Here is a 17985-nt window from a genome sequence, read left to right on the forward strand (position 1 = left end):
TAAGGGGAGGCAATTCGATACCGGAAGTCCTGTGACCCAGACTTACCACGTCAAATCCTTCGGCTGCCAGATGAACGCCTATGATGCCGAGCGCATCGGCGAGCTGCTCGAGGCCGAGGGGATGGTCGCGGAGGGCATCGAGGGCGCCGATGTCGTCGTCCTCAACACCTGCCACATCCGCGAGAAGGCGGCGGAGAAAGTCTATTCGGACATCGGGCGGCTGCGCGCGCGAGACGGCGGGGCGCCGCGCATCGTCGTCGCGGGGTGCGTCGCGCAGGCCGAGGGGGCGGAAGTGCTGCGCCGCGCGCCGGCGGTCGATGTCGTCGTCGGGCCGCAGGCGTACCACCGCCTGCCCGAGTTGCTGAAGGGCCACCGTATGGTCGATACCGACATGCCCGTCGTCCCCAAGTTCGACGCCCTGCCGACGCGCCGCCGCTCGGTCGGCACCAACGCCTTCCTGACGGTGCAGGAGGGATGCGACAAGTTCTGCACCTTCTGCGTCGTCCCCTATACGCGCGGCGGCGAGGTCTCGCGGCCTGTTGGCGCGGTGCTGGCCGAGGCGCGTGCGCTGGCCGACGCGGGCGCGCGCGAACTCACGCTGCTTGGGCAGAACGTCAATGCGTACCACGGCGACGAGGACGGCGGCGGCACGCTCGACCTCGCGGGGCTGATCCGCCGCGTCGCGCAGGTGCCGGGCATCGCGCGCATCCGCTACACGACCTCGCACCCGCGCGACATGACGCAGGCCCTGATCGACGCGCACCGCGAGGTGCCGCAGCTGATGCCCTATCTCCACCTGCCCGTGCAGGCGGGGTCGGACCCGCTGCTGCGCCGCATGAACCGCGCCCACACGCGCGACAGCTACATGGCGCAGATCGCCGATATCCAGCATCAGGTGCCGGGCATCGCGATCTCGGGCGACTTCATCGTCGGCTTCCCGGGCGAGACCGACGCCGACTTCGACGCGACACTCAGCCTGGTGCGCGAAGTCGGTTATGCGCAGGCGTACAGCTTCAAATATTCGCCTCGCCCGGGCACGCCGGCGGCAACGATGGCGGGCCAGGTCCCCGAAGACGTCAAGGACGCGCGCCTCGCCGAATTGCAGCGCGTCATCGGCGAGGGCGCGATCGCCTTCAACCGCGCCAGCGTCGGCAAGACCTGCGACGTGCTGTTCGAACGCGCCGGCCGCCGCCCCGGCCAGCTGATCGGCAAATCGCCGTGGCTGCAGTCGGTTTTCGTGAGTGACGCGAGCCTCAAGATCGGCGACATTGCGCAGGTCGAGCTGGTCGATGCCCAACCCAACTCGCTGGAGGGACGCTTAGTGACCTTGGCCCAGGCTGCCTGAGTGGCGAAATCCAAGCCGCCGTCGCGTGACGCGACGTCCCGACGCGCTCCCGCCCGGGGAGCCCCGGCGAGGGGCCCGGTTTCGGGCAGCGACCGCGTCAAGGTCGAGGCCGAGTTCGACCGGCCGCAGCTGCTCGGCCCCCTGTTCGGCCAGTACGACCAGAACCTGATCGCGCTCGAAAACCGCCTCGGCGTCTATATCGCGGCGCGGGGCAACCGCGTGACGATCGAGGGCGAGGCCGACTCGGCCGCCCGCGCCCGCGACGTGCTGACCGGGCTGTACAACCGCCTCGCTCAAGGGCTTGGCGTCGATTTGGGCGATGTCGAGGGGGCGCTGTCGCTGGCGCAGGAGCCGTCGCTGTTCGGGCTGACCCACGCCGATTCGGGCCTCGCGTCGTCGCCGTCGGTGATCCGCACGCGGCGCAAGGTCATCGTCGCGCGCTCGCCGACGCAGGTCCGCTATATCGAGGCGCTGGGCAGCCACGACGTGATCTTCGCGCTCGGGCCGGCGGGCACCGGCAAGACCTATCTCGCGGTCGCACAGGCGGTCAGCCAGCTCGTCGCGGGGTCGGTCGACCGGCTGGTGCTGTCGCGGCCCGCGGTCGAGGCGGGCGAGCGGCTCGGCTTCCTGCCCGGCGACATGAAGGACAAGGTCGATCCCTATCTGCGTCCGCTTTACGACGCGCTGTACGACATGCTGCCCGCCGAACAGGTCGAACGAAGGCTTGCGAGCGGAGAGATCGAGATCGCGCCGCTGGCCTTCATGCGCGGTCGCACTTTGTCGCGCGCCTTCATCATCCTCGACGAGGCGCAGAACACCACGCCGCTGCAGATGAAGATGTTCCTGACGCGCTTCGGCGAGGGCAGCCGTATGGTCGTGTGCGGCGACCCCAACCAGGTCGACCTGCCCAACCCGGGGTCGTCGGGGCTGGCGGACGCGGTGCGCAAATTGGACGGCATCGAGGGGATCGCCACCCTGCGCTTCTCGTCGAAGGAGGTCGTGCGCCACCCGATCGTCGGCAAGATCGTCGACGCCTACGAAGGCCCGCCGCAGGACGCCTGATGCTGCTGATCGAAACCGAAGTCGCCACGCCCGGCTGGGACGCGGCCGTCGACTGGAGCGCGCTCGCGTCGCGCGCCTGCACTGCGGCCCTGGCGGAGACGCCGCACGCCGGGCTCGACCGCGCGGGCTATTCGGTGGAGGTCGCCGTGCGCCTCGCCGACGATGCCGAGGTGCGGACGCTCAATGCGCAGTATCGCGGCAAGGATCAGCCGACCAACGTATTGAGCTTCCCGATGGTGCAGCCCGACCTGATCCAGACGCTCGGCAATTCGGACGACGGCGAGGTGTTGCTGGGCGACATCATCCTGGCGTACGAGACCGTCGCCGCCGAGGCCGCGGCGAAGGGGATCGATACGCCTGCGCACGCCACGCACCTGATTGCGCACGGGCTTCTCCACCTGCTAGGCTATGACCATGGCGACGACGCAGCGGCAGCCCATATGGAGGGCCTCGAAACCGCAGCTCTCGCGCGGCTCGGCCTCGCCGATCCCTACCTCTAGACACGGTTTCCTCGAACGATGAGCGACCCCGCCAGTACCGGCGATTTCGGCGCGCGGCTGTGGCGCGGGCTGCAGACCCTGCTCGGTGGCGGTGCCGAACCGTCGCTGCGCGCCAGCCTCGAGGAAGCGATCGACGAGCATGCGTCGGCGGGCGAGCAGGGCGACGACCTGTCGCCGATCGAGCGCACGATGCTCAAGAACCTGCTGCATTTCGGCGAGCGGCTGGTCGGCGACACTGCGGTGCCACGCGCCGACATGATCGCCTTCGACGTCGATGACAGCTTTTCCGCCCTCGTCGCGCGCTTCCGCGATGCCGGCCACAGCCGCATGCCGGTGTTCCGCGGCAGCCTCGATGAAGTCATCGGGATGATTCACATCAAGGATGTCTACGCGCGGATCAGCGAGACTTTCTCCGACGCGGTGTCGAGCCAGCCCTTCCTCGACATCAAGGTCGAGTCGCTGCTCCGCGATGTGCTCCACGTGCCGCCGTCGATGCGCGTCCTCGACCTGCTGGCGCGGATGCGTGCCGGGCAGACCCACATGGCGGTCGTCGTCGACGAATATGGCGGCACCGACGGCCTGGTGACGATCGAGGACCTGGTCGAGGAGATCGTCGGCGATATCGAGGACGAGCACGACGAGACGCAGGAGAAACTGCTGCTCGAGATCGGCGAGGGCGTCTACGAGGCCGACGCGCGCCTCGACCTCGAGGAATTGCAGACCGCGCTCGAGACCGACCTGACCGACGACGACATCGGCGAGGATGTCGATACGCTGGGCGGCATGGTGTTCATGCTCGCGGGCCGCGTCCCCGCGATCGGCGAGACGGTGGTCCACCCGACCGGCTGGCGCTTCGAGATCATCGACGGCGACCCGCGGCTGGTGAAGCGCGTCCGCCTGTATCCGCCCGTCGTCGCGGCGGCGTGAGGCTTGCGGCTGTCACACGCGCGGCCTAGGCGCGCCCCATGTCCGCGCGCATCCGCTTCCTGATCGCCTTTGCCGCCGGTGCGCTGGCGGCTTGCGGGTTCGAGCCGTTCGGGCTGTGGCCGCTGACCATGGTCGCGGTCGCGGTGCTGGTCTGGCTGCTTGACCTCGCGCAGTCGCGGCGCGGCGCGTTCGCGACGGGCTGGTGGTTCGGGGTCGGACATTTCTGCGTCGGGCTGACGTGGATCGCGACCGCCTTCACCTACCAGGCGAAGATGCCGCCGGCGCTCGGCTGGGTGACGGTCGTGCTGCTGTCGATGTTCCTCAGCCTGTATCCGGGGCTGGCGACGCTCGCGACCTGGTGGGCGACGAAATCGCGGACGGCGCGGGTGTTCGTGCTGGCGGCGGCGTGGATGCTCGCCGAATGGCTGCGCGGCCATGTCCTGTCGGGCTTCGCGTGGAATCCGCTCGGCGTGGCGTGGCTCGATACAGGCGTCGCGCAGTTGGGCAGCCTGTTCGGCGGGCTCGGGCTGTCGGGGCTGATGGTGCTGGCGGGCGGGGCGGTGATGCTCGCGCTGCGCCACAACCGGCTGAGCGCGGCGCTGACGTTGGGTGCGGTGTGCGGCGTCGCTCTGCTCGGCGGATTGCTGGTCCCCGCGCCTGTCCCCGCCACCGGCCCGATGGTCCACCTCGTCCAGCCCGATATCGGCCAGTCGCAGAAGTATGAGGCGGGGCTCGAGGAGCGGCATTTCCAGCGCTACCTCAACCTGACCCGCGGCGCGCTCGCGGCGCCCGAGAACCGTGCCCCCGCGATCGTCGCCTGGCCCGAATCGGCGATCCCCTATCTGCTCGAGGAAGATCCCGGCGCCCGCGCGGCGCTTGCGGCGCTGCTCAAGCCCGGCGACCTGCTGCTCGTCGGCGGCGAGGCGTTGCAGCGCGATGCGTCGGGCGAGGTGAAGTCGGCGACCAACAGCCTGTTCGTCGTCGATCAGACCGGCACGCTGCGCGGCCGCTACGACAAGGCGCACCTCGTGCCGCTGGGCGAGTATGTCCCGGCGCGGGACATCATGACCGTGATCGGGCTGGCACGCCTGACGCCGGGCGACATCGACTTCCTGCCCGGACCCGGACCGCGCACGCTGACCCTGCCGGGCTTTCCCGCTGCGGGCATCCAGATCTGCTACGAGATGATCTTCCCCGCCGCCGTCGTGGACCCGGCGAACCGCCCGGGGTGGCTGCTCAACATCTCGAACGATGCGTGGTTCGGTCCGTCGGGGCCGCCGCAGCACATGGCGCAGGCGCGGCTGCGCGCGATCGAGGAAGGCCTCCCCGTCGCCCGCGCCACGCCGACCGGCGTGACCGGCATGATCGACGCGCGCGGCCGCGTCGTCGCCACCGCCGAACGTCACCGCATGGCGGTGGTCAGCGCGCGCCTGCCCGATGCGCTGCCGCCGACCCTCTTCGCACGCTTCGGCCACTGGACCAGCGCCGCGTTCGGCCTGCTGCTCCTCGCCGCCGCATGGGCAAGCCGGAAGCGGATATAAGGATAGCTTTATATTCTTGCCCGCGGACGCCGGCTTGCCTAGAGCGCAGACGGCATATCCATATCGGCGGGACCCCAAATGGCGCGCAGCAGCTTCATCTTCACCAGCGAATCGGTCAGCGAAGGCCATCCCGACAAGGTCGCCGACCAGATCAGCGACGCCGTCGTCGACCTGTTTCTCTCCAAGGACCCGCAGGCGCGCGTCGCGTGCGAGACGCTGACCACGACCAACCGCGTCGTGCTGGCGGGCGAAGTCCGTGGTGCCGGCATGATCGACGCCGAGGGCAACTGGGCCCCGGGCGCGCAGGAGGAAATCCAGACCGTCGTGCGCGAGACGGTCAAGCGCATCGGCTACGAGCAGGACGGCTTCCATTGGCAGAACCTGCACTTCGAGAACCACCTTCACCCCCAGTCGGCACACATCGCGCAGGGCGTCGACGAGAGCGGCAACAAGGACGAGGGCGCCGGCGACCAGGGCATCATGTTCGGCTATGCGACCGACGAGACGCCCGACTTCATGCCCGCGACGCTCTATTATTCGCACAAGGTGCTCGAGCGCATGGCCGCCGACCGCCATTCGGGCGCCGCACCCTTCCTCGAGCCCGACGCCAAGAGCCAGGTGACGCTGGCCTACGAGAACGAGATCCCCGTCCGCGCGACCGCGCTCGTCGTCTCGACGCAGCACGCGCCGGGCTATTACTGGCACAACAACGAGGGCGATCCGGAAAAGTACGGACAGCTTCGTGACTATGTGATGAGCGTTTTCAACGACGTGCTGCCCGCGGGCTTCATCACCGACGAGACAGTCATCCACGTCAATCCGACCGGGCGCTTCGAGATCGGCGGCCCCGACGGCGACGCCGGCGTGACGGGGCGCAAGATCATCGTGGACACCTACGGCGGCGCCAGCCCCCACGGCGGCGGTGCCTTCTCGGGGAAGGACCCGACCAAGGTCGACCGCTCGGCAGCGTACATCACGCGCTACCTCGCGAAGAACATCGTCGCCGCGGGCCTCGCGCGCCGCTGCACGATCCAGCTGTCGTACGCGATCGGCGTCGCCGAGCCGCTGTCGGTCTATGTCGACCTGCACGGCACCGGCACGGTCGACGAGGCTGTGCTGGAGGCGGCGCTGCCGCGTCTCGTCCGCCTGACGCCCAAGGGCATCCGTACGCACCTCGGCCTCAACAAGCCGATCTACCAGCGCAGCGCCGCCTATGGCCACTTCGGGCGTACCCCCGATGCCGACGGCGGCTTCAGCTGGGAGAAGCTCGACCTGGTCGATGCGCTGAAGTCGGCGGTCGCGAACTGAACTTCGAACGGCGTGCGTTGACAAGGCTGCGCCGTTTCCCTACCAACCCGCTTCCCGCGCGGGCTAACCCCCGCGCGCTTTACGTTTGAAGATCAAGGCAACAAGACCATGTTCGCGGTAGTGCGCACGGGCGGCAAGCAATATCGCGTCGCCGCCGATGATACGATCCTCGTCGAGAAGCTCGACGGCGTCGCGGGTGACATCGTCAACCTCGAAGCCATGATGTCGGGCGTCGGTGGCGAGATCACGATGGGCGGCACCGTCGCCGCGACCATCGTCGCGCAGACCAAGAGCGACAAGGTCATCATCTTCAAGAAGAAGCGTCGCCACAACTATCGCCGGAAGAACGGGCACCGTCAGCAGCTGACCGTGCTCAAGATCACCAGCGTCGCCTGAAGGTAACGGACAATGGCACATAAGAAAGCCGGCGGCTCATCGCGCAACGGTCGCGACTCGGCAGGGCGTCGTCTCGGCGTCAAGCTGTTCGGGGGCCAGAAGGTCCAGGGCGGCGGCATCATCGTCCGCCAGCGCGGCACCCGCGTCTATCCGGGCCGCAACGTCGGCTGCGGCGTCGACCACACGCTGTACGCGCTCGATGCCGGCGTCGTCGTGTTCCACGACGGCAAGCAGGGCCGCAAGTACGTCAGCGTCGACGCTGTCGTCGAGCCCGCTGCGATCGCCGCCGAGTAACCCTCTCTTTTGAAGACGTTTTGCGAAGGTCGGGACCCAGCCGGGTTCCGGCCTTCGATGCGTCTGGGGTCTAGGCCAGCGCCACCCGCCCGCCGGCGTGGCGCACCAGAGCGCCGCCGAGTTCGAGATCGAGCAGCACTGCCGCGACGACCGCGCTCGGCAGTTCGCTCAGCCGTACGATCTCGTCGATCGGTACCGGCGTCGGTGACAGGAGCGCGGTGACCGCCGCGATCTCGGCGTCGCCGGTATCGAGCGCCACCGGCCCCGACTCGTAGCCAAGGCCCGGCGAGCGTAGTTCGCCGCCACCGCCGAAGCCGCTGACCGCCTCGACGATGTCGGCGGCCGACTGCACGAGCGTCGCGCCCTCGCGAATCAGCATGTTGCATCCCTGCGCGCGCGGATCGAGCGGCGATCCGGGGATCGCCATGACCTCGCGCCCGGCTTCGGCCGCGAGTCGCGCGGTGATCAGCGAGCCCGAGCGCAGCGCGCCTTCGACGACCACCGTGCCGGCGCACAACCCGGCGATGATCCGGTTGCGGCGCGGGAAATGGCGCGCCTGCGGCTGGGTGCCGAAGGGCATTTCGGCGACGACCAGTCCGGACTCGCCGATGCGGCGCTGCAGGTCGGCGGTCTCGGGCGGGTAGGCGACGTCGATGCCGCCCGCGATCACCGCCACCGTGCCGCCGCTCAGCGCGCCCTCGTGCGCCGCGGCGTCGATGCCGCGTGCCAGCCCCGACACGACGACCAGACCCGCGTCGGCCAGGTCGCTCGCCAGCCCGCGCGCGAATCGCGTGCCCGCCGCACTCGCGTTGCGCGCGCCGACGATGCCGACGGCGGGACGCTCGAGCAGCGCCGCGTCGCCCTTGACCGCAATCGCCGGGGGCGCGGTCTCGGTGCGCGCCAGCAAATTGGGATACTCCGGGGTGCCGATGAAGATCAGCTGCGCGCCGAAACCTGCGACGGCGTCGAGCTCGCGCTGCGCCGCTTCGACGGTCGCGATGCGCAACGGGCGGCCGCCGCCGCGCCGCGCGAGATCGGGCAGCGCATCGAGCGCGGCCCCCGCGCTGCCGAAGCGCTGGACGAGTTGCCGGTAGGTGACGGGGCCGATCTGGTCGCTGCGGATCAGGCGCAGCCGGGCAACTGCGTCGTCGTTCAAGGCTTGGCCCCGATGCGGCTCTCGGTCCCGGCGCGCAGCCGCCCGATATTCTCGCGGTGCATGATCAGCAGGAGCACGACCATCCCTGCCAGCCACGGCACGAGGTCAAGCCGGCCCGCCCCCCAGGCGGTCGCGGGCACCGCAATCGCCGCCAGCATGCCGCCCAGCGACGACAGGCGCGTGACGACCGCGACCGCGAGCCAGACGACGCCGAACACCAGCGCCGCGACGGGTAGAACCGCGAGCGTCACGCCGAGCAGCGTCGCAACGCCCTTGCCGCCGCGGAATTTTAGCCAGACCGGGAAGACATGGCCGACGAACGCCGCCGCCCCCGCCGCGACGGGGATCGCGCTCGCGTCGCCGAAGCGCATCGCCAGCCAGACCGCGAGCGCCCCCTTGCCGGCGTCGAGGAGCAGGGTCGCCGCCGCGAGCCGCTTGTCGCCGGTGCGCAGCACGTTGGTCGCACCGATATTGCCCGATCCGACGCTGCGCAGGTCGATGCCGTTCGCGCGCGCTAGCAGCAGCCCGAAGGGGATCGAGCCGAGCAGATAGCCGACGAGGATGGTGAGGATCAGCGGCACGGGGGCGACCCTAGCGGGCGCACGCGCACGACGAAACCCCGGCGGGCGGTCCTACGCCTGTCGGGGTGGTGATCCACGCCGCTCCGCCTCCCCTTGAACCCCCGACCGGCGCTGACTGGTCGAGGCGGAAACACGAAGTCCGGCAGTGCGAGCGATGCAGGGTCGAGGCGGCAGCATGGTCGTGGGTAAACATGAAACCGGGGGAGCTGCCGGCGTCCGGCCTCGTGACATGATCCTGCATCGATCGCGCCGCACGTCCCCGCCAGCGCGACGGGAACAGGGGCGAGCCACGGACCTGTGAGTACATCCGCGACCTGCAGCCCGTATAACCCAAACGGCTCTCATTGTCAACCCATCTGGTTAACGAGTCGCGTTTGCGATGATGTTGCCGTCGGTCCAGGTCCACTCGATCGACTTGTACGCTAGGCTGATCGTCTCGGTCGCGATGCGTTTGTCGGCGTCGGGCGCGGCGGCGTCGGCGAGGGTCAGCGCGATGGCCGTGACCACCGCGTCGCTCAGCCTGATCGTATAGGCCAGCACCTCGGCGCCTCCACTGGCGCTCCCCTTGGGATTCGGCAGCCAGAAATTGACGAGGCAATCGCTCATCAGCTCGTTGCCGACCAGCGCGGCGTAAAGCGGGGGCGACGCCTTGTCGATGCGCTTGGTCACCCGGAACGCGCCATGGCCGAGGCGGCCGGTGGCGACCAGCGCGGCGGGGTCGGGGCGGGCGATGCCGTGGTCGAGTGAATGGACCTCGATCTGCCCCTCGCGGCCCTTCTGGATCGAGCCGCCCTTGATCCAGCCCTGCTTGGTGCCGGTCAGTTTCAGATAGGTCGGCATGTCCGGTCTCCCTGCGTAACGAGTATCGCGCGACCCGGCGCGACAGTGCAACCCCGTTGCCCGCGGTGCAGACGCGACCTAGACGGAGGCGATGACCGACCGCCTGACCATCGCGCTCGCGCAGCTCGGATCGTCGGTCGGCGACCTGCGCGGCAACGGCGATGCCATCCTCGCGGCGCGTGCGAGCGTTCCCGACGCCGATCTCGTCGTCACCCCCGAGCTGTCGATCATCGGCTATCCGCCGGAGGATCTGGTGCTCAAGCCCGCGGCGGTCGCGGCGTGCCGCGCCGAGCTCGACCGGCTGGCGGCGGCGACTGCGGACGGCGGGCCCGGGCTGATCGTCGGGCTGCCCTGGGCCGAGAACGGGCGGCTGTTCAATGCAGCCGCGCTCCTCGACGGCGGCACGGTGACGATCACGCGCAAGCATCTGCTGCCGAACTACGGCGTCTTCGACGAGAAGCGGGTGTTCGACGCGGGGCCGCTGCCGGGCCCGTTGAACTTCCGCGGTGTCCGCGTCGGCGTGCCGATCTGCGAGGATATCTGGGGCCCCGACGTCGCCGAATGCCTGGCGGAGACGGGTGCCGAGCTGCTGCTCGTCCCCAACGGCAGCCCCTATGAGATCGGCAAGGACGACAAGCGCCTGAGTTCGACGGTCAGCCGCGTCGTCGAGACCGGGCTGCCGCTCGCCTATCTCAACCGCGTCGGCGGGCAGGACGAGCTGGTGTTCGACGGCGCCAGCTTCGTGCTCGGCGGCGACCGGCACCTGCGCCTGCGCATGGCGGATTGGGACGAGGCGATTGTCCGGACAGACTGGTCGCGCACTGCGACGGGCTGGGACTGTGCCCACGGCGACGTCGCCCCGGCAGAAGGGCCGTGGGAGGAAATCTACCACGCGATGCTCGTCGGCCTGCGCGACTATGTGAATGCCAACCGCTTCCCCGGCGTCGTGCTCGGCCTGTCGGGGGGGATCGACTCGGCGCTGTCGGCGGCGGTCGCGGTCGATGCGCTAGGGCCCGACCGGGTGTGGGGCGTGATGATGCCGTCGCGCTTCACCAGCGCCGACAGCCTGGAGGATGCCGCCGGCTGCGCGCGCCTGCTCGGCATGCGCCTCGACACGCTGCCGATCGCGCCCGCGATGACCGCCTTCGACGACATGCTGGCGCCCCTGTTCGAGGGGCGCGCGCCCGACCTCGCCGAGGAGAACATCCAGTCGCGCATCCGCGGGCTCAGCCTGATGGCGCTGTCGAACAAGTTCGGCCCGATGCTGCTGACGACCGGCAACAAGAGCGAGATGTCGGTCGGTTACGCGACGATCTACGGCGACATGGCGGGCGGCTATTCGGTGCTGAAGGACGTGTACAAGACCAGCGTCTTCGCGCTCTCGGCATGGCGCAACGCGCATAAACCGCGTTTGGGAATGGGACCGGCCGGGCCGGTGATGCCGCAGCGGGTGATCGACAAGCCCCCGACCGCCGAGCTGCGCGACAACCAGCGCGACGACGATTCGCTGCCGCCCTATGCGGTGCTCGACGCGGTGCTGACCGGCCTGATCGAGGACGAGCTGTCGGCCGCCGACCTGGTGGCGCAGGGGCATGACGCGCACCTCGTCGCGCGGGTCGAGCGGCTGCTCTACGTCGCCGAATACAAGCGCCGCCAGGCGCCTCCGGGGGTCAAGATCGGGCGCCGCAACTTCGGCCGCGACCGGCGCTATCCGATCACCAACGCCTTCCGGACGGCCTAGGCCTCGGCGGGTTCGAGACGTCGCGAGCGAGTCAGCCGCGCGCGCAGCGCCGACCAGACGGCGGTCCAGCGCTCCTGCCACGGCCCGCGCGGGCCGGCGGGGACGACACCGAGCACGGGCACCCCGCTGGCGACTTCCAGATCCCTCGCGCCCAGCACCTCGCGCCGCAGCAGGCCGTCGATGGTCACCGACACGAACCCCAGGCCAAGGCCGAATAGCGTCGCGAGCGTCGCGATCAGCGGGATATTGGGCGCGACGGGCTCGTTGCTCGACAGCACGTCGCCCATCACCACCAGCCCGCTCTGGGTGCGTTCGGACTGCAGCCGCAATTCGGCACCGTTGCGCATGATGCGTTCCAGGTCGGCGCGTAGCACGGTGACCTGGCGCAGCGCCTGCGCCAGCTTGAGCATTTCGGGGCTGCGGGCGAGGATGCGCGCCCGCTCGTCGCGGTACGCCGCCTCGGTCTCGGTCCGCAGCCGTCGCGCCGCCGCGATGCCGCTGTCGTTCTGCGCCGCCGCGACCGCCTGCGATAGCGCCGCGCGCGTCGCATCGCGCCGTGCGAGCAGCGACTGGTAATCCGGGTTGGCGGGGCCGAGCTGGGTCAGCGCGATGCCGATCTGCTGTTCGAGCCCGTTCAGCTGCCGGCTCAGCTGGGCGATCAGCGCGGCGTTCTCGGTCGGGCGGCGCCTGGGCCCGGCTGCGGCGGCGGCGAGTTCGGCAGTCTGCAGCCGGCCAAGCGCGCCGCTCTCCAGGTCGTTGCCCGCACTGTCGGCGACGGTGCCCGTGGCGCGCTGCAGGCCGGTATAGGCGGCCTCTGCCGCGGCGAGACGCGCGCGTGCCTGCACCGCCAGCTGGTCGTAGCGGTCGGCGCGCCGCGCCGCGCCGTCGGTCTGGAGCTCGAGCGCGGTCTCGATATACGATTCGCGGATCAGTCCGGCGATCAGCTTGGCGGCATCGGCCTCGGGTGCGCGGTAGACGATCTCCATCGTGCCGCCGCCTTCAAGCGGCACGGCCGCGGTTTCCGCCATGATCCGCCGCGCGGCCCAGGTCTTGATGTCGCCGAGCCCGCCGGTCGCGTTGTTGAACGCCTCGATCACCGCGGGGTTCTCGGCCCAGCCGAGCTTGTCGATGACGCGCAGTGCGGTGCGCTCGCTCATCGCGAGCAGCTGCTGCGTCCGCACATAGGATTCGGTGCCGTCGGCGCCGATCTGGGCACCCGTCACCAGGTCGGGGCTGACCAGTTCGAGAATGACGCGCGCCCGGGCCTCATAGGTTGGCGGCAGCCGCATCGCGAAGACCATCGCAGCCCCCACGCACGCCGCGACGCACAGCAGCAGCCGCCAGCGGCCGGCATTGAGGATCAGCAGGAACTGCGTCATCGTCATCGCCCGCGACCCTAGCCCATCCCCCGCCGCCGCCGCCAATGGTTTTGCGCAGCGGTTTCACGCACTGGCCCCGCGTGCCGCATTGGGATAGTGCGGTGTGATGCGTGGTGGTGGGGTTTACTGACGATGGCGGTGCTGACGCCGTATCGGAACGGGCGGGCAGGGCGGCGTTTCCGCCCCTTGTCGCTGCTGTTCCTGCTCGCCTATGCCGCGCTGACCGGCGTGCTGGTCGCGCTGCTGCCGCCGCAGCTGATGTTCATCGTGGCGCTGCCGCTGATCGCCGGCGTGGCGCTGATCCTGTGGCTGCTGCCCGACGGCGGGCACGTCCCCGACAAGCTGCTGGCGACCTTGCTCGTCGTATGGATCGCCGCCAACTGCCTGTGGCCCAACTATCTGTCGCTCGACCTGCCGGGCCTGCCGTGGATCAACCCGCCGCGGATCGTCGTCTTCGCGCTGCTCGTCATCTCGCTGATCGCCTATTCGTCCTCGTCGACGATGCGCGCCGAGCTGGCGGCGGGGATGCGCTCGATCCCGCTCCTCAACGCCGCCTTCTGGGTGTTCTGGACGATGACGCTGCTGACCATTCCGCTGTCGTCGTCGCCGCCGTTCAGCCTCAACAAGTGGATCAACAACCAGATCTTCTGGACGTTGATGTTCGTGCTGGCGGTGTGGCTGTGCGTGCGGCCCGGGATCATGGAGCGCATCGTCCGGGTGCTGGTGTGGTCGGCGATCCTGATCAGCTGCCTCGCGATCTATGAATACCATATCCAGATGGTGCCGTGGATGAACTCGATCCCGTCGTGGCTGAAGGTCGACGAATCGCTGCTCGGACGCGTGCTGGGCTCGCAGGGACGCGCCGGTACCGACCTTTACCGGGCGCGCTCGACCTTCAACGTCAGCCTGACGTTCGCCGAGTATCTGGCGATCGTCTATCCGTTCATCATCCATCTGACGATCACGTCGCGCGGCTGGGTCCGCAAGGGACTGCTGATCGCCGGGCTGCTCGCGGTGCTGGCGGGCATGTATCTCTCGGGCGCCCGCTCGGGGATGATCGGCTTCTTCATGTCGGTGATGCTGTACGGCGGTTTCGCCGCCTTCCGTCACTGGAAGCTGAAGCGCGACAGCCTGATCGGCGTGTCGCTGCTGGCGATGCTGCCGGTCGGCGGGGCGATCTTCCTCGCCCTGTCGCTGGCGTGGCGGCGCCTGTACGTCATGATCTACGGCGGCGGACAGCATGCCGCCAGTTCGGAAGCGCGGACCGAACAATGGTCGATGGGGATTCCGAAGGTGCTGTCGAACCCGGTCGGTCATGGCCCGGGCACCAGCGGCGACGTGCTCGGCTATTTCAGCCCCGGCGGGCTGGGGACGATCGACACCTATTATCTGTCGCTGCTTCTCGAATACGGTTTCGTCGGCTTCGCGGCGTTCGTCCTGCTGTTCGGCGGGCAGTTCTTCTGGGGCCTCAAGATGTACCTGAAGGCACCGGAGGGCGAGGAAGCGCTGGTCGGTCCGGCGACGATCGCGCTGCTCAATTTCTTCGTCATCAAGTCGGTGCTGAGCAGCGAGTTCAATATGCCGCTGGCCTTCGTCTTCCTCGGCATGGTCTTCGCCGTCGCGGTGCGCCAGCGGGCGCGTGACGGGCTGGCCGTGCCGGGCCGCACGCCGGCACCCTACGGCGCCCTTCCCGCCGCCTGATCGACAGCGCTACACCGGCGGTCCATGCGGACCGCCGGTGTAGCGGCCTTCAGGCGATGTGCAGCGTCTGGAGCAGCGCGCCGACCTCGGCCGACCCCTTGAAGCTCTGCAGGTCGAAGCTGCTAGCACCGATGCCGTCGAAGCCGTGAAAGCCGCTGGCGCCCTTCGCGACGTAGCTGCTTTCCGCGAACAGGCCGCCTGCGGGCGTGTCGAAGACCTGGGCGAGCGTCAGCCCGGTCTTGTAGTTGCGGTCCCACAGATCGACGTTGCCGCGCAGCGTCACGCCGCTGTTGAACTTGTCCTGCAGCAGCAGCGGCGTGATGTTGTTCTCGACGAGTACGCCGGCCGAGCCGTTGATGTTGATCCCGGCCTCGAGATAGCCGTTCGGCGCGCTGGTCACGGTGTTGCCCCGGATGACCGCCCCGTCGACGGCGTAGATCGAGATGCCGTGACGCGCGTCGCCGTTGTACAGGTTGTTCTCGATCACGAAGTCGCTGTGGCGCGCCGTTGCCACCTCGCTGCCGATGAAGATGCCCTGGGTGCCGCCGTTGGCGCCCTGCAGGATGACGTTGTCGCGGATGACGACCTGGCTCGACCCCTTGTTGACGCCCGCGTTCCAGAACTGGATCGCGTCGCTGTGGTCGCCGGCGGCATAGTTGGGATCGAAGCCGGTCAACCGGTTCTGGGCGATCGTCACCTTCTGCACGGCAGCGAAGTCGAAGCCCTCGCGCACGTCGGTGACGCTGTTGCCGACGACGGCGATGCCGCTGCTGTTGCTGAAGCTCGCCGCGACCTTCAGCTGTTCGAAGGTCGAGTCGACGACCCGGACGTCCTTCGACTGGTCGACCCGCAGGCCGTGACCGTCGTTCCACGTATTGCCGTCGAGCGACCCGGCGAAGTCGGTGCGCACGAAGTCGATGCGGCTCGAGTCGCTGACATACACCGACTGCGTCCAGTCGCCCTCGCCTGCCAGCAGCGTGCGGCGCACGTCGATGTCGTCGAACACGACGCCGCTCGCGGCATGAACCCGGATCGAGGTGAACACCGCGTCGTTGGCGCCGTCGGCGGACTTGATGGTCAGCGCGTCGGCGAACGCCTTGTTCTTGATGGTCAGGTCGCCGTAGCTGCCGCCGGCGAGCAGGATGGTCTCGCCACCCTTGGCGCCCGCGACCGCGGTCGCGAGCTGCGCGGCGTTGGCGACCGCGATCGTCACGCCCTTGCCGCTGGCCGGTTCGGCGATGCCGCTGACGACATTGTTGCGGAAAGACACGCCGTCGACCGCCGGGGCCCAGCCCGTCTTGACGCCCACGAAGCTGTTGTCGGCGACGGTGGTGCCGGACATGCCGCTGAAGGTGAAGGTCTTGACGACGCCGGTGACGGTATTGCCGCTGACCGTCATCGCCTTGCTGTCGGCGAACCAGGCCGCCGTGCTCCACTGCTCGAAGGTCGAGCCGGTGACCGAGACGCCGGTGCTGCCGGTGACGCGCAGCGCGACGCCGTCGTTCTTCGCATTGCCGTCCATCGAGCCGCGGAAGTCCATCCCGACGAGCTGGATGTTGTTCGAGCTCGAAATATAGGCGGCCTGGGTGAAGTCGGCCTCGCCGGCCTTGAGCGGACGGTTGAGGTCGATGTCCTCGATCCGGAAGCCCGACGACTGGTGGATGCGCAGGTCGCTGATGCGCGCGTCGTTGGCGGGGTCGGCCGACTTGATCGTCACCGTCGAGGTCAGCATCCGGCTGACGATCGAGACCGCACCATAGTCGCCGGCGGCGAGGAGGATGGTCTCGCCACCCTTGATCGACTTGATCGCGGCGGCGAGCTGCGCGGCGTTGCTGACCTTGATGATCGTGGCAGGCATGTGAAGTCTCCCGGCTGGTTGCAGGGAGGTTCACGTCGGCTTGCGGTCCGGCTTGATGCGCGAAATGGGTTACCCGCGCGGTAACCAAAACGGCCTCGGTTAGCGGATGTTTAGTTTGGGCGTCAGAAGAACGCCTGCAGCCCGGTCTGCGCACGGCCGAGGATCAGCGCATGGACGTCGTGCGTGCCCTCGTAGGTGTTGACCGCCTCGAGATTCATGACGTGGCGGATCACGCCATATTCGTCGCTGATGCCGTTGCCGCCGTGCATGTCGCGGGCGACCCGCGCGATATCGAGCGCCTTGCCGCAATTGTTGCGCTTGATCAGGCTGATCGTCTCGGGCGCCAGCCGGTGCTCGTCCATCAGGCGGCCCGCGGTCAACGCAGCGTTGAGGCCCAGCGCGATTTCGGTCTGCATGTCGGCGAGCTTCTTCTGCACGAGCTGCGTCGCGGCGAGCGGGCGGCCGAACTGCTTGCGGTCGAGCGTGTACTGGCGCGCGGCGTGCCAGCAATATTCGGCGGCGCCCATCGCGCCCCAGGCGATGCCGTAGCGTGCGTTGTTGAGGCAGCCGAACGGCCCTTTGAGCCCCTCGACGCCGCTCAGCAGCCGGTCGGCGGGGATGTGGACGTCCTGCATGACGATCTCGCCGGTGACCCCGGCGCGGAGCGCGAACTTGCCCTCGATCTTGGGCGTCGACAGGCCGGCATCGCCGCGTTCGAGGATGAAGCCGCGGATCTTGTCGTCGTCGCCCTTGGCCCAGACGACGAACACGTCGGCGATCGGCGAGTTGGTGATCCACATCTTCGCGCCGTTGAGGACGTAGCCATCGGCAACGGTGCGCGCGCGGGTCTTCATGCCGCCGGGGTCCGACCCCGCGTCGGGCTCGGTCAGGCCGAACGCGCCGGTCCATTCGCCGCTCGCGAGCTTGGGCAGATAGGCCTCGCGCTGCGCCTCCGACCCGTACGCCCAGATCGGGTACATCACGAGGCTCGACTGGACGCTCATCCCCGAGCGGTACGACGAGTCGACGCGCTCGACCTCGCGCGCGATCAGGCCGTAGGCGACGTAGCTGACGCCCGCGCAGCCAAAGCCCTCGATCGTCGGGCCGAGCAGCCCGGCCTGCCCGAATTTGCGCATCAGCTCGGGATCGTGCCGCTCGTGGCGGTTCGCCTCGCGCACCGCGGGCACCAGATGCTCGTCGCAGAAGGCGCGCGCGGTATCGCGCACCATGCGCTCCTCAGGCGTCAGCTGGCTTTCGAGAAGCAGCGGATCCTGCCAGTCGAAGCGCGCCCAGGCAGGCGAGGCACCGGTGAGTTCGATCTTGGTCGCGATGTTCATGGGCGGCAGGATAGCGAAA

16 protein-coding genes are annotated in these 17985 nt (G+C 69.0%); 10 read left to right on the forward strand and 6 right to left on the reverse strand.

The genetic code is table 11. The annotated features are described in order from the left end of the window. Nucleotides 1–31: 31 nt before the first annotated feature. The 8 genes from miaB to rpmA all read left to right on the forward strand — a co-directional run bounded on the left by miaB (nucleotide 32) and on the right by rpmA (nucleotide 7373). The gene (miaB, locus tag FMM06_RS16465; protein ID WP_268900734.1) at nucleotides 32–1345 is read left to right on the forward strand and encodes a tRNA (N6-isopentenyl adenosine(37)-C2)-methylthiotransferase MiaB; all 1314 of its coding nucleotides are present in this window, start codon (nucleotides 32–34) and stop codon (nucleotides 1343–1345) included. Next, nucleotides 1346–2407 (forward strand): PhoH family protein, encoded by a 1062-nt coding sequence (locus tag FMM06_RS16470; RefSeq protein WP_144335389.1) that lies wholly within the window; start codon nucleotides 1346–1348, stop codon nucleotides 2405–2407. Continuing rightward, entirely contained in the window at nucleotides 2407–2907 is a 501-nt protein-coding gene (gene ybeY, locus FMM06_RS16475) for an rRNA maturation RNase YbeY (RefSeq protein WP_144335390.1), read from the forward strand. The genes FMM06_RS16470 and ybeY overlap by 1 nt, the downstream gene beginning before the upstream one ends. A gap of 18 nt (nucleotides 2908–2925) precedes the next feature. Next, complete coding sequence (locus FMM06_RS16480) at nucleotides 2926–3834, forward strand: hemolysin family protein (protein ID WP_144335391.1); 909 nt, start codon at nucleotides 2926–2928, stop codon at nucleotides 3832–3834. A 38-nt stretch (nucleotides 3835–3872) separates the two neighbouring features. Further along, a complete protein-coding gene (gene lnt, locus FMM06_RS16485; protein WP_144335392.1) occupies nucleotides 3873–5375 on the forward strand; it encodes an apolipoprotein N-acyltransferase in 1503 nt (500 codons plus the stop codon). 78 nt (nucleotides 5376–5453) lie between these two features. Continuing rightward, complete coding sequence (gene metK / locus FMM06_RS16490) at nucleotides 5454–6683, forward strand: methionine adenosyltransferase (protein WP_144335393.1); 1230 nt, start codon at nucleotides 5454–5456, stop codon at nucleotides 6681–6683. 108 nt (nucleotides 6684–6791) lie between these two features. Further along, nucleotides 6792–7079 (forward strand): 50S ribosomal protein L21, encoded by a 288-nt coding sequence (gene rplU / locus FMM06_RS16495; protein ID WP_144335394.1) that lies wholly within the window; start codon nucleotides 6792–6794, stop codon nucleotides 7077–7079. A gap of 12 nt (nucleotides 7080–7091) precedes the next feature. Beyond that, nucleotides 7092–7373, forward strand: a complete 282-nt coding sequence (rpmA, locus tag FMM06_RS16500) for a 50S ribosomal protein L27 (protein WP_144335395.1) — start codon at nucleotides 7092–7094, stop codon at nucleotides 7371–7373. A gap of 70 nt (nucleotides 7374–7443) precedes the next feature. On the opposite strand, the gene dprA is transcribed toward rpmA, so the two are convergent. The 3 genes from dprA to tssD form a co-directional block, all read right to left on the reverse strand. Then, nucleotides 7444–8529 carry a DNA-processing protein DprA gene (gene dprA, locus FMM06_RS16505; RefSeq protein ID WP_144335396.1) on the reverse strand — a complete coding sequence of 362 codons (1086 nt, stop codon included), beginning with the start codon at nucleotides 8527–8529 and terminating at the stop codon, nucleotides 7444–7446. Continuing rightward, nucleotides 8526–9110 (reverse strand): glycerol-3-phosphate 1-O-acyltransferase PlsY, encoded by a 585-nt coding sequence (gene plsY / locus FMM06_RS16510; protein WP_144335397.1) that lies wholly within the window; start codon nucleotides 9108–9110, stop codon nucleotides 8526–8528. The genes dprA and plsY overlap by 4 nt, the downstream gene beginning before the upstream one ends. Before the next feature lie 360 nt (nucleotides 9111–9470). After that, the gene (tssD, locus tag FMM06_RS16515) at nucleotides 9471–9950 is read right to left on the reverse strand and encodes a type VI secretion system tube protein TssD (RefSeq protein ID WP_144335398.1); all 480 of its coding nucleotides are present in this window, start codon (nucleotides 9948–9950) and stop codon (nucleotides 9471–9473) included. Nucleotides 9951–10041: 91 nt separating this feature from the next. On the opposite strand from tssD, the gene FMM06_RS16520 reads away from it, so the two are divergent. After that, a complete protein-coding gene (locus FMM06_RS16520; RefSeq protein ID WP_144335399.1) occupies nucleotides 10042–11691 on the forward strand; it encodes an NAD+ synthase in 1650 nt (549 codons plus the stop codon). Here the strand turns inward: FMM06_RS16520 and FMM06_RS16525 are convergent. After that, a complete protein-coding gene (locus FMM06_RS16525) occupies nucleotides 11688–13076 on the reverse strand; it encodes a GumC family protein (protein ID WP_144335400.1) in 1389 nt (462 codons plus the stop codon). The genes FMM06_RS16520 and FMM06_RS16525 overlap by 4 nt on opposite strands. Nucleotides 13077–13202: 126 nt before the next feature. On the opposite strand from FMM06_RS16525, the gene FMM06_RS16530 reads away from it, so the two are divergent. After that, a complete protein-coding gene (locus FMM06_RS16530) occupies nucleotides 13203–14771 on the forward strand; it encodes an O-antigen ligase family protein (RefSeq protein ID WP_144335401.1) in 1569 nt (522 codons plus the stop codon). 49 nt (nucleotides 14772–14820) lie between these two features. Here FMM06_RS16530 and FMM06_RS16535 read toward each other — a convergent pair whose 3' ends face one another. Together FMM06_RS16535 and FMM06_RS16540 are read right to left on the reverse strand one after the other, a co-directional pair. Beyond that, on the reverse strand, nucleotides 14821–16629 hold the full coding sequence (locus tag FMM06_RS16535) for a right-handed parallel beta-helix repeat-containing protein (protein WP_144335402.1): 1809 nt from the start codon (nucleotides 16627–16629) through the stop codon (nucleotides 14821–14823). Between the two features lie 122 nt (nucleotides 16630–16751). Further along, nucleotides 16752–17966, reverse strand: a complete 1215-nt coding sequence (locus FMM06_RS16540; RefSeq protein ID WP_144335403.1) for an acyl-CoA dehydrogenase — start codon at nucleotides 17964–17966, stop codon at nucleotides 16752–16754. Nucleotides 17967–17985: the final 19 nt, after the last annotated feature.

The sequence above is a fragment of the Glacieibacterium frigidum genome (assembly GCF_007097155.1).
Lineage (GTDB): Bacteria > Pseudomonadota > Alphaproteobacteria > Sphingomonadales > Sphingomonadaceae > Glacieibacterium > Glacieibacterium frigidum.

What these genes read in the sequence shown, in the direction of transcription:
- ybeY (WP_144335390.1), top strand. Translation starts at nt 2,407, where the DNA reads ATGCTGCTGATCGAAACCGAAGTCGCCACGCCCGGCTGGGACGCGGCC.
- FMM06_RS16480 (WP_144335391.1), top strand. Translation starts at nt 2,926, where the DNA reads ATGAGCGACCCCGCCAGTACCGGCGATTTCGGCGCGCGGCTGTGGCGC.
- lnt (WP_144335392.1), top strand. Translation starts at nt 3,873, where the DNA reads ATGTCCGCGCGCATCCGCTTCCTGATCGCCTTTGCCGCCGGTGCGCTG.
- metK (WP_144335393.1), top strand. Translation starts at nt 5,454, where the DNA reads ATGGCGCGCAGCAGCTTCATCTTCACCAGCGAATCGGTCAGCGAAGGC.
- rplU (WP_144335394.1), top strand. Translation starts at nt 6,792, where the DNA reads ATGTTCGCGGTAGTGCGCACGGGCGGCAAGCAATATCGCGTCGCCGCC.
- rpmA (WP_144335395.1), top strand. Translation starts at nt 7,092, where the DNA reads ATGGCACATAAGAAAGCCGGCGGCTCATCGCGCAACGGTCGCGACTCG.
- tssD (WP_144335398.1), bottom strand. Translation starts at nt 9,950, where the DNA reads ATGCCGACCTATCTGAAACTGACCGGCACCAAGCAGGGCTGGATCAAG.
- FMM06_RS16520 (WP_144335399.1), top strand. Translation starts at nt 10,042, where the DNA reads ATGACCGACCGCCTGACCATCGCGCTCGCGCAGCTCGGATCGTCGGTC.
- FMM06_RS16525 (WP_144335400.1), bottom strand. Translation starts at nt 13,076, where the DNA reads ATGACGATGACGCAGTTCCTGCTGATCCTCAATGCCGGCCGCTGGCGG.
- FMM06_RS16530 (WP_144335401.1), top strand. Translation starts at nt 13,203, where the DNA reads ATGGCGGTGCTGACGCCGTATCGGAACGGGCGGGCAGGGCGGCGTTTC.
- FMM06_RS16535 (WP_144335402.1), bottom strand. Translation starts at nt 16,629, where the DNA reads ATGCCTGCCACGATCATCAAGGTCAGCAACGCCGCGCAGCTCGCCGCC.
- FMM06_RS16540 (WP_144335403.1), bottom strand. Translation starts at nt 17,966, where the DNA reads ATGAACATCGCGACCAAGATCGAACTCACCGGTGCCTCGCCTGCCTGG.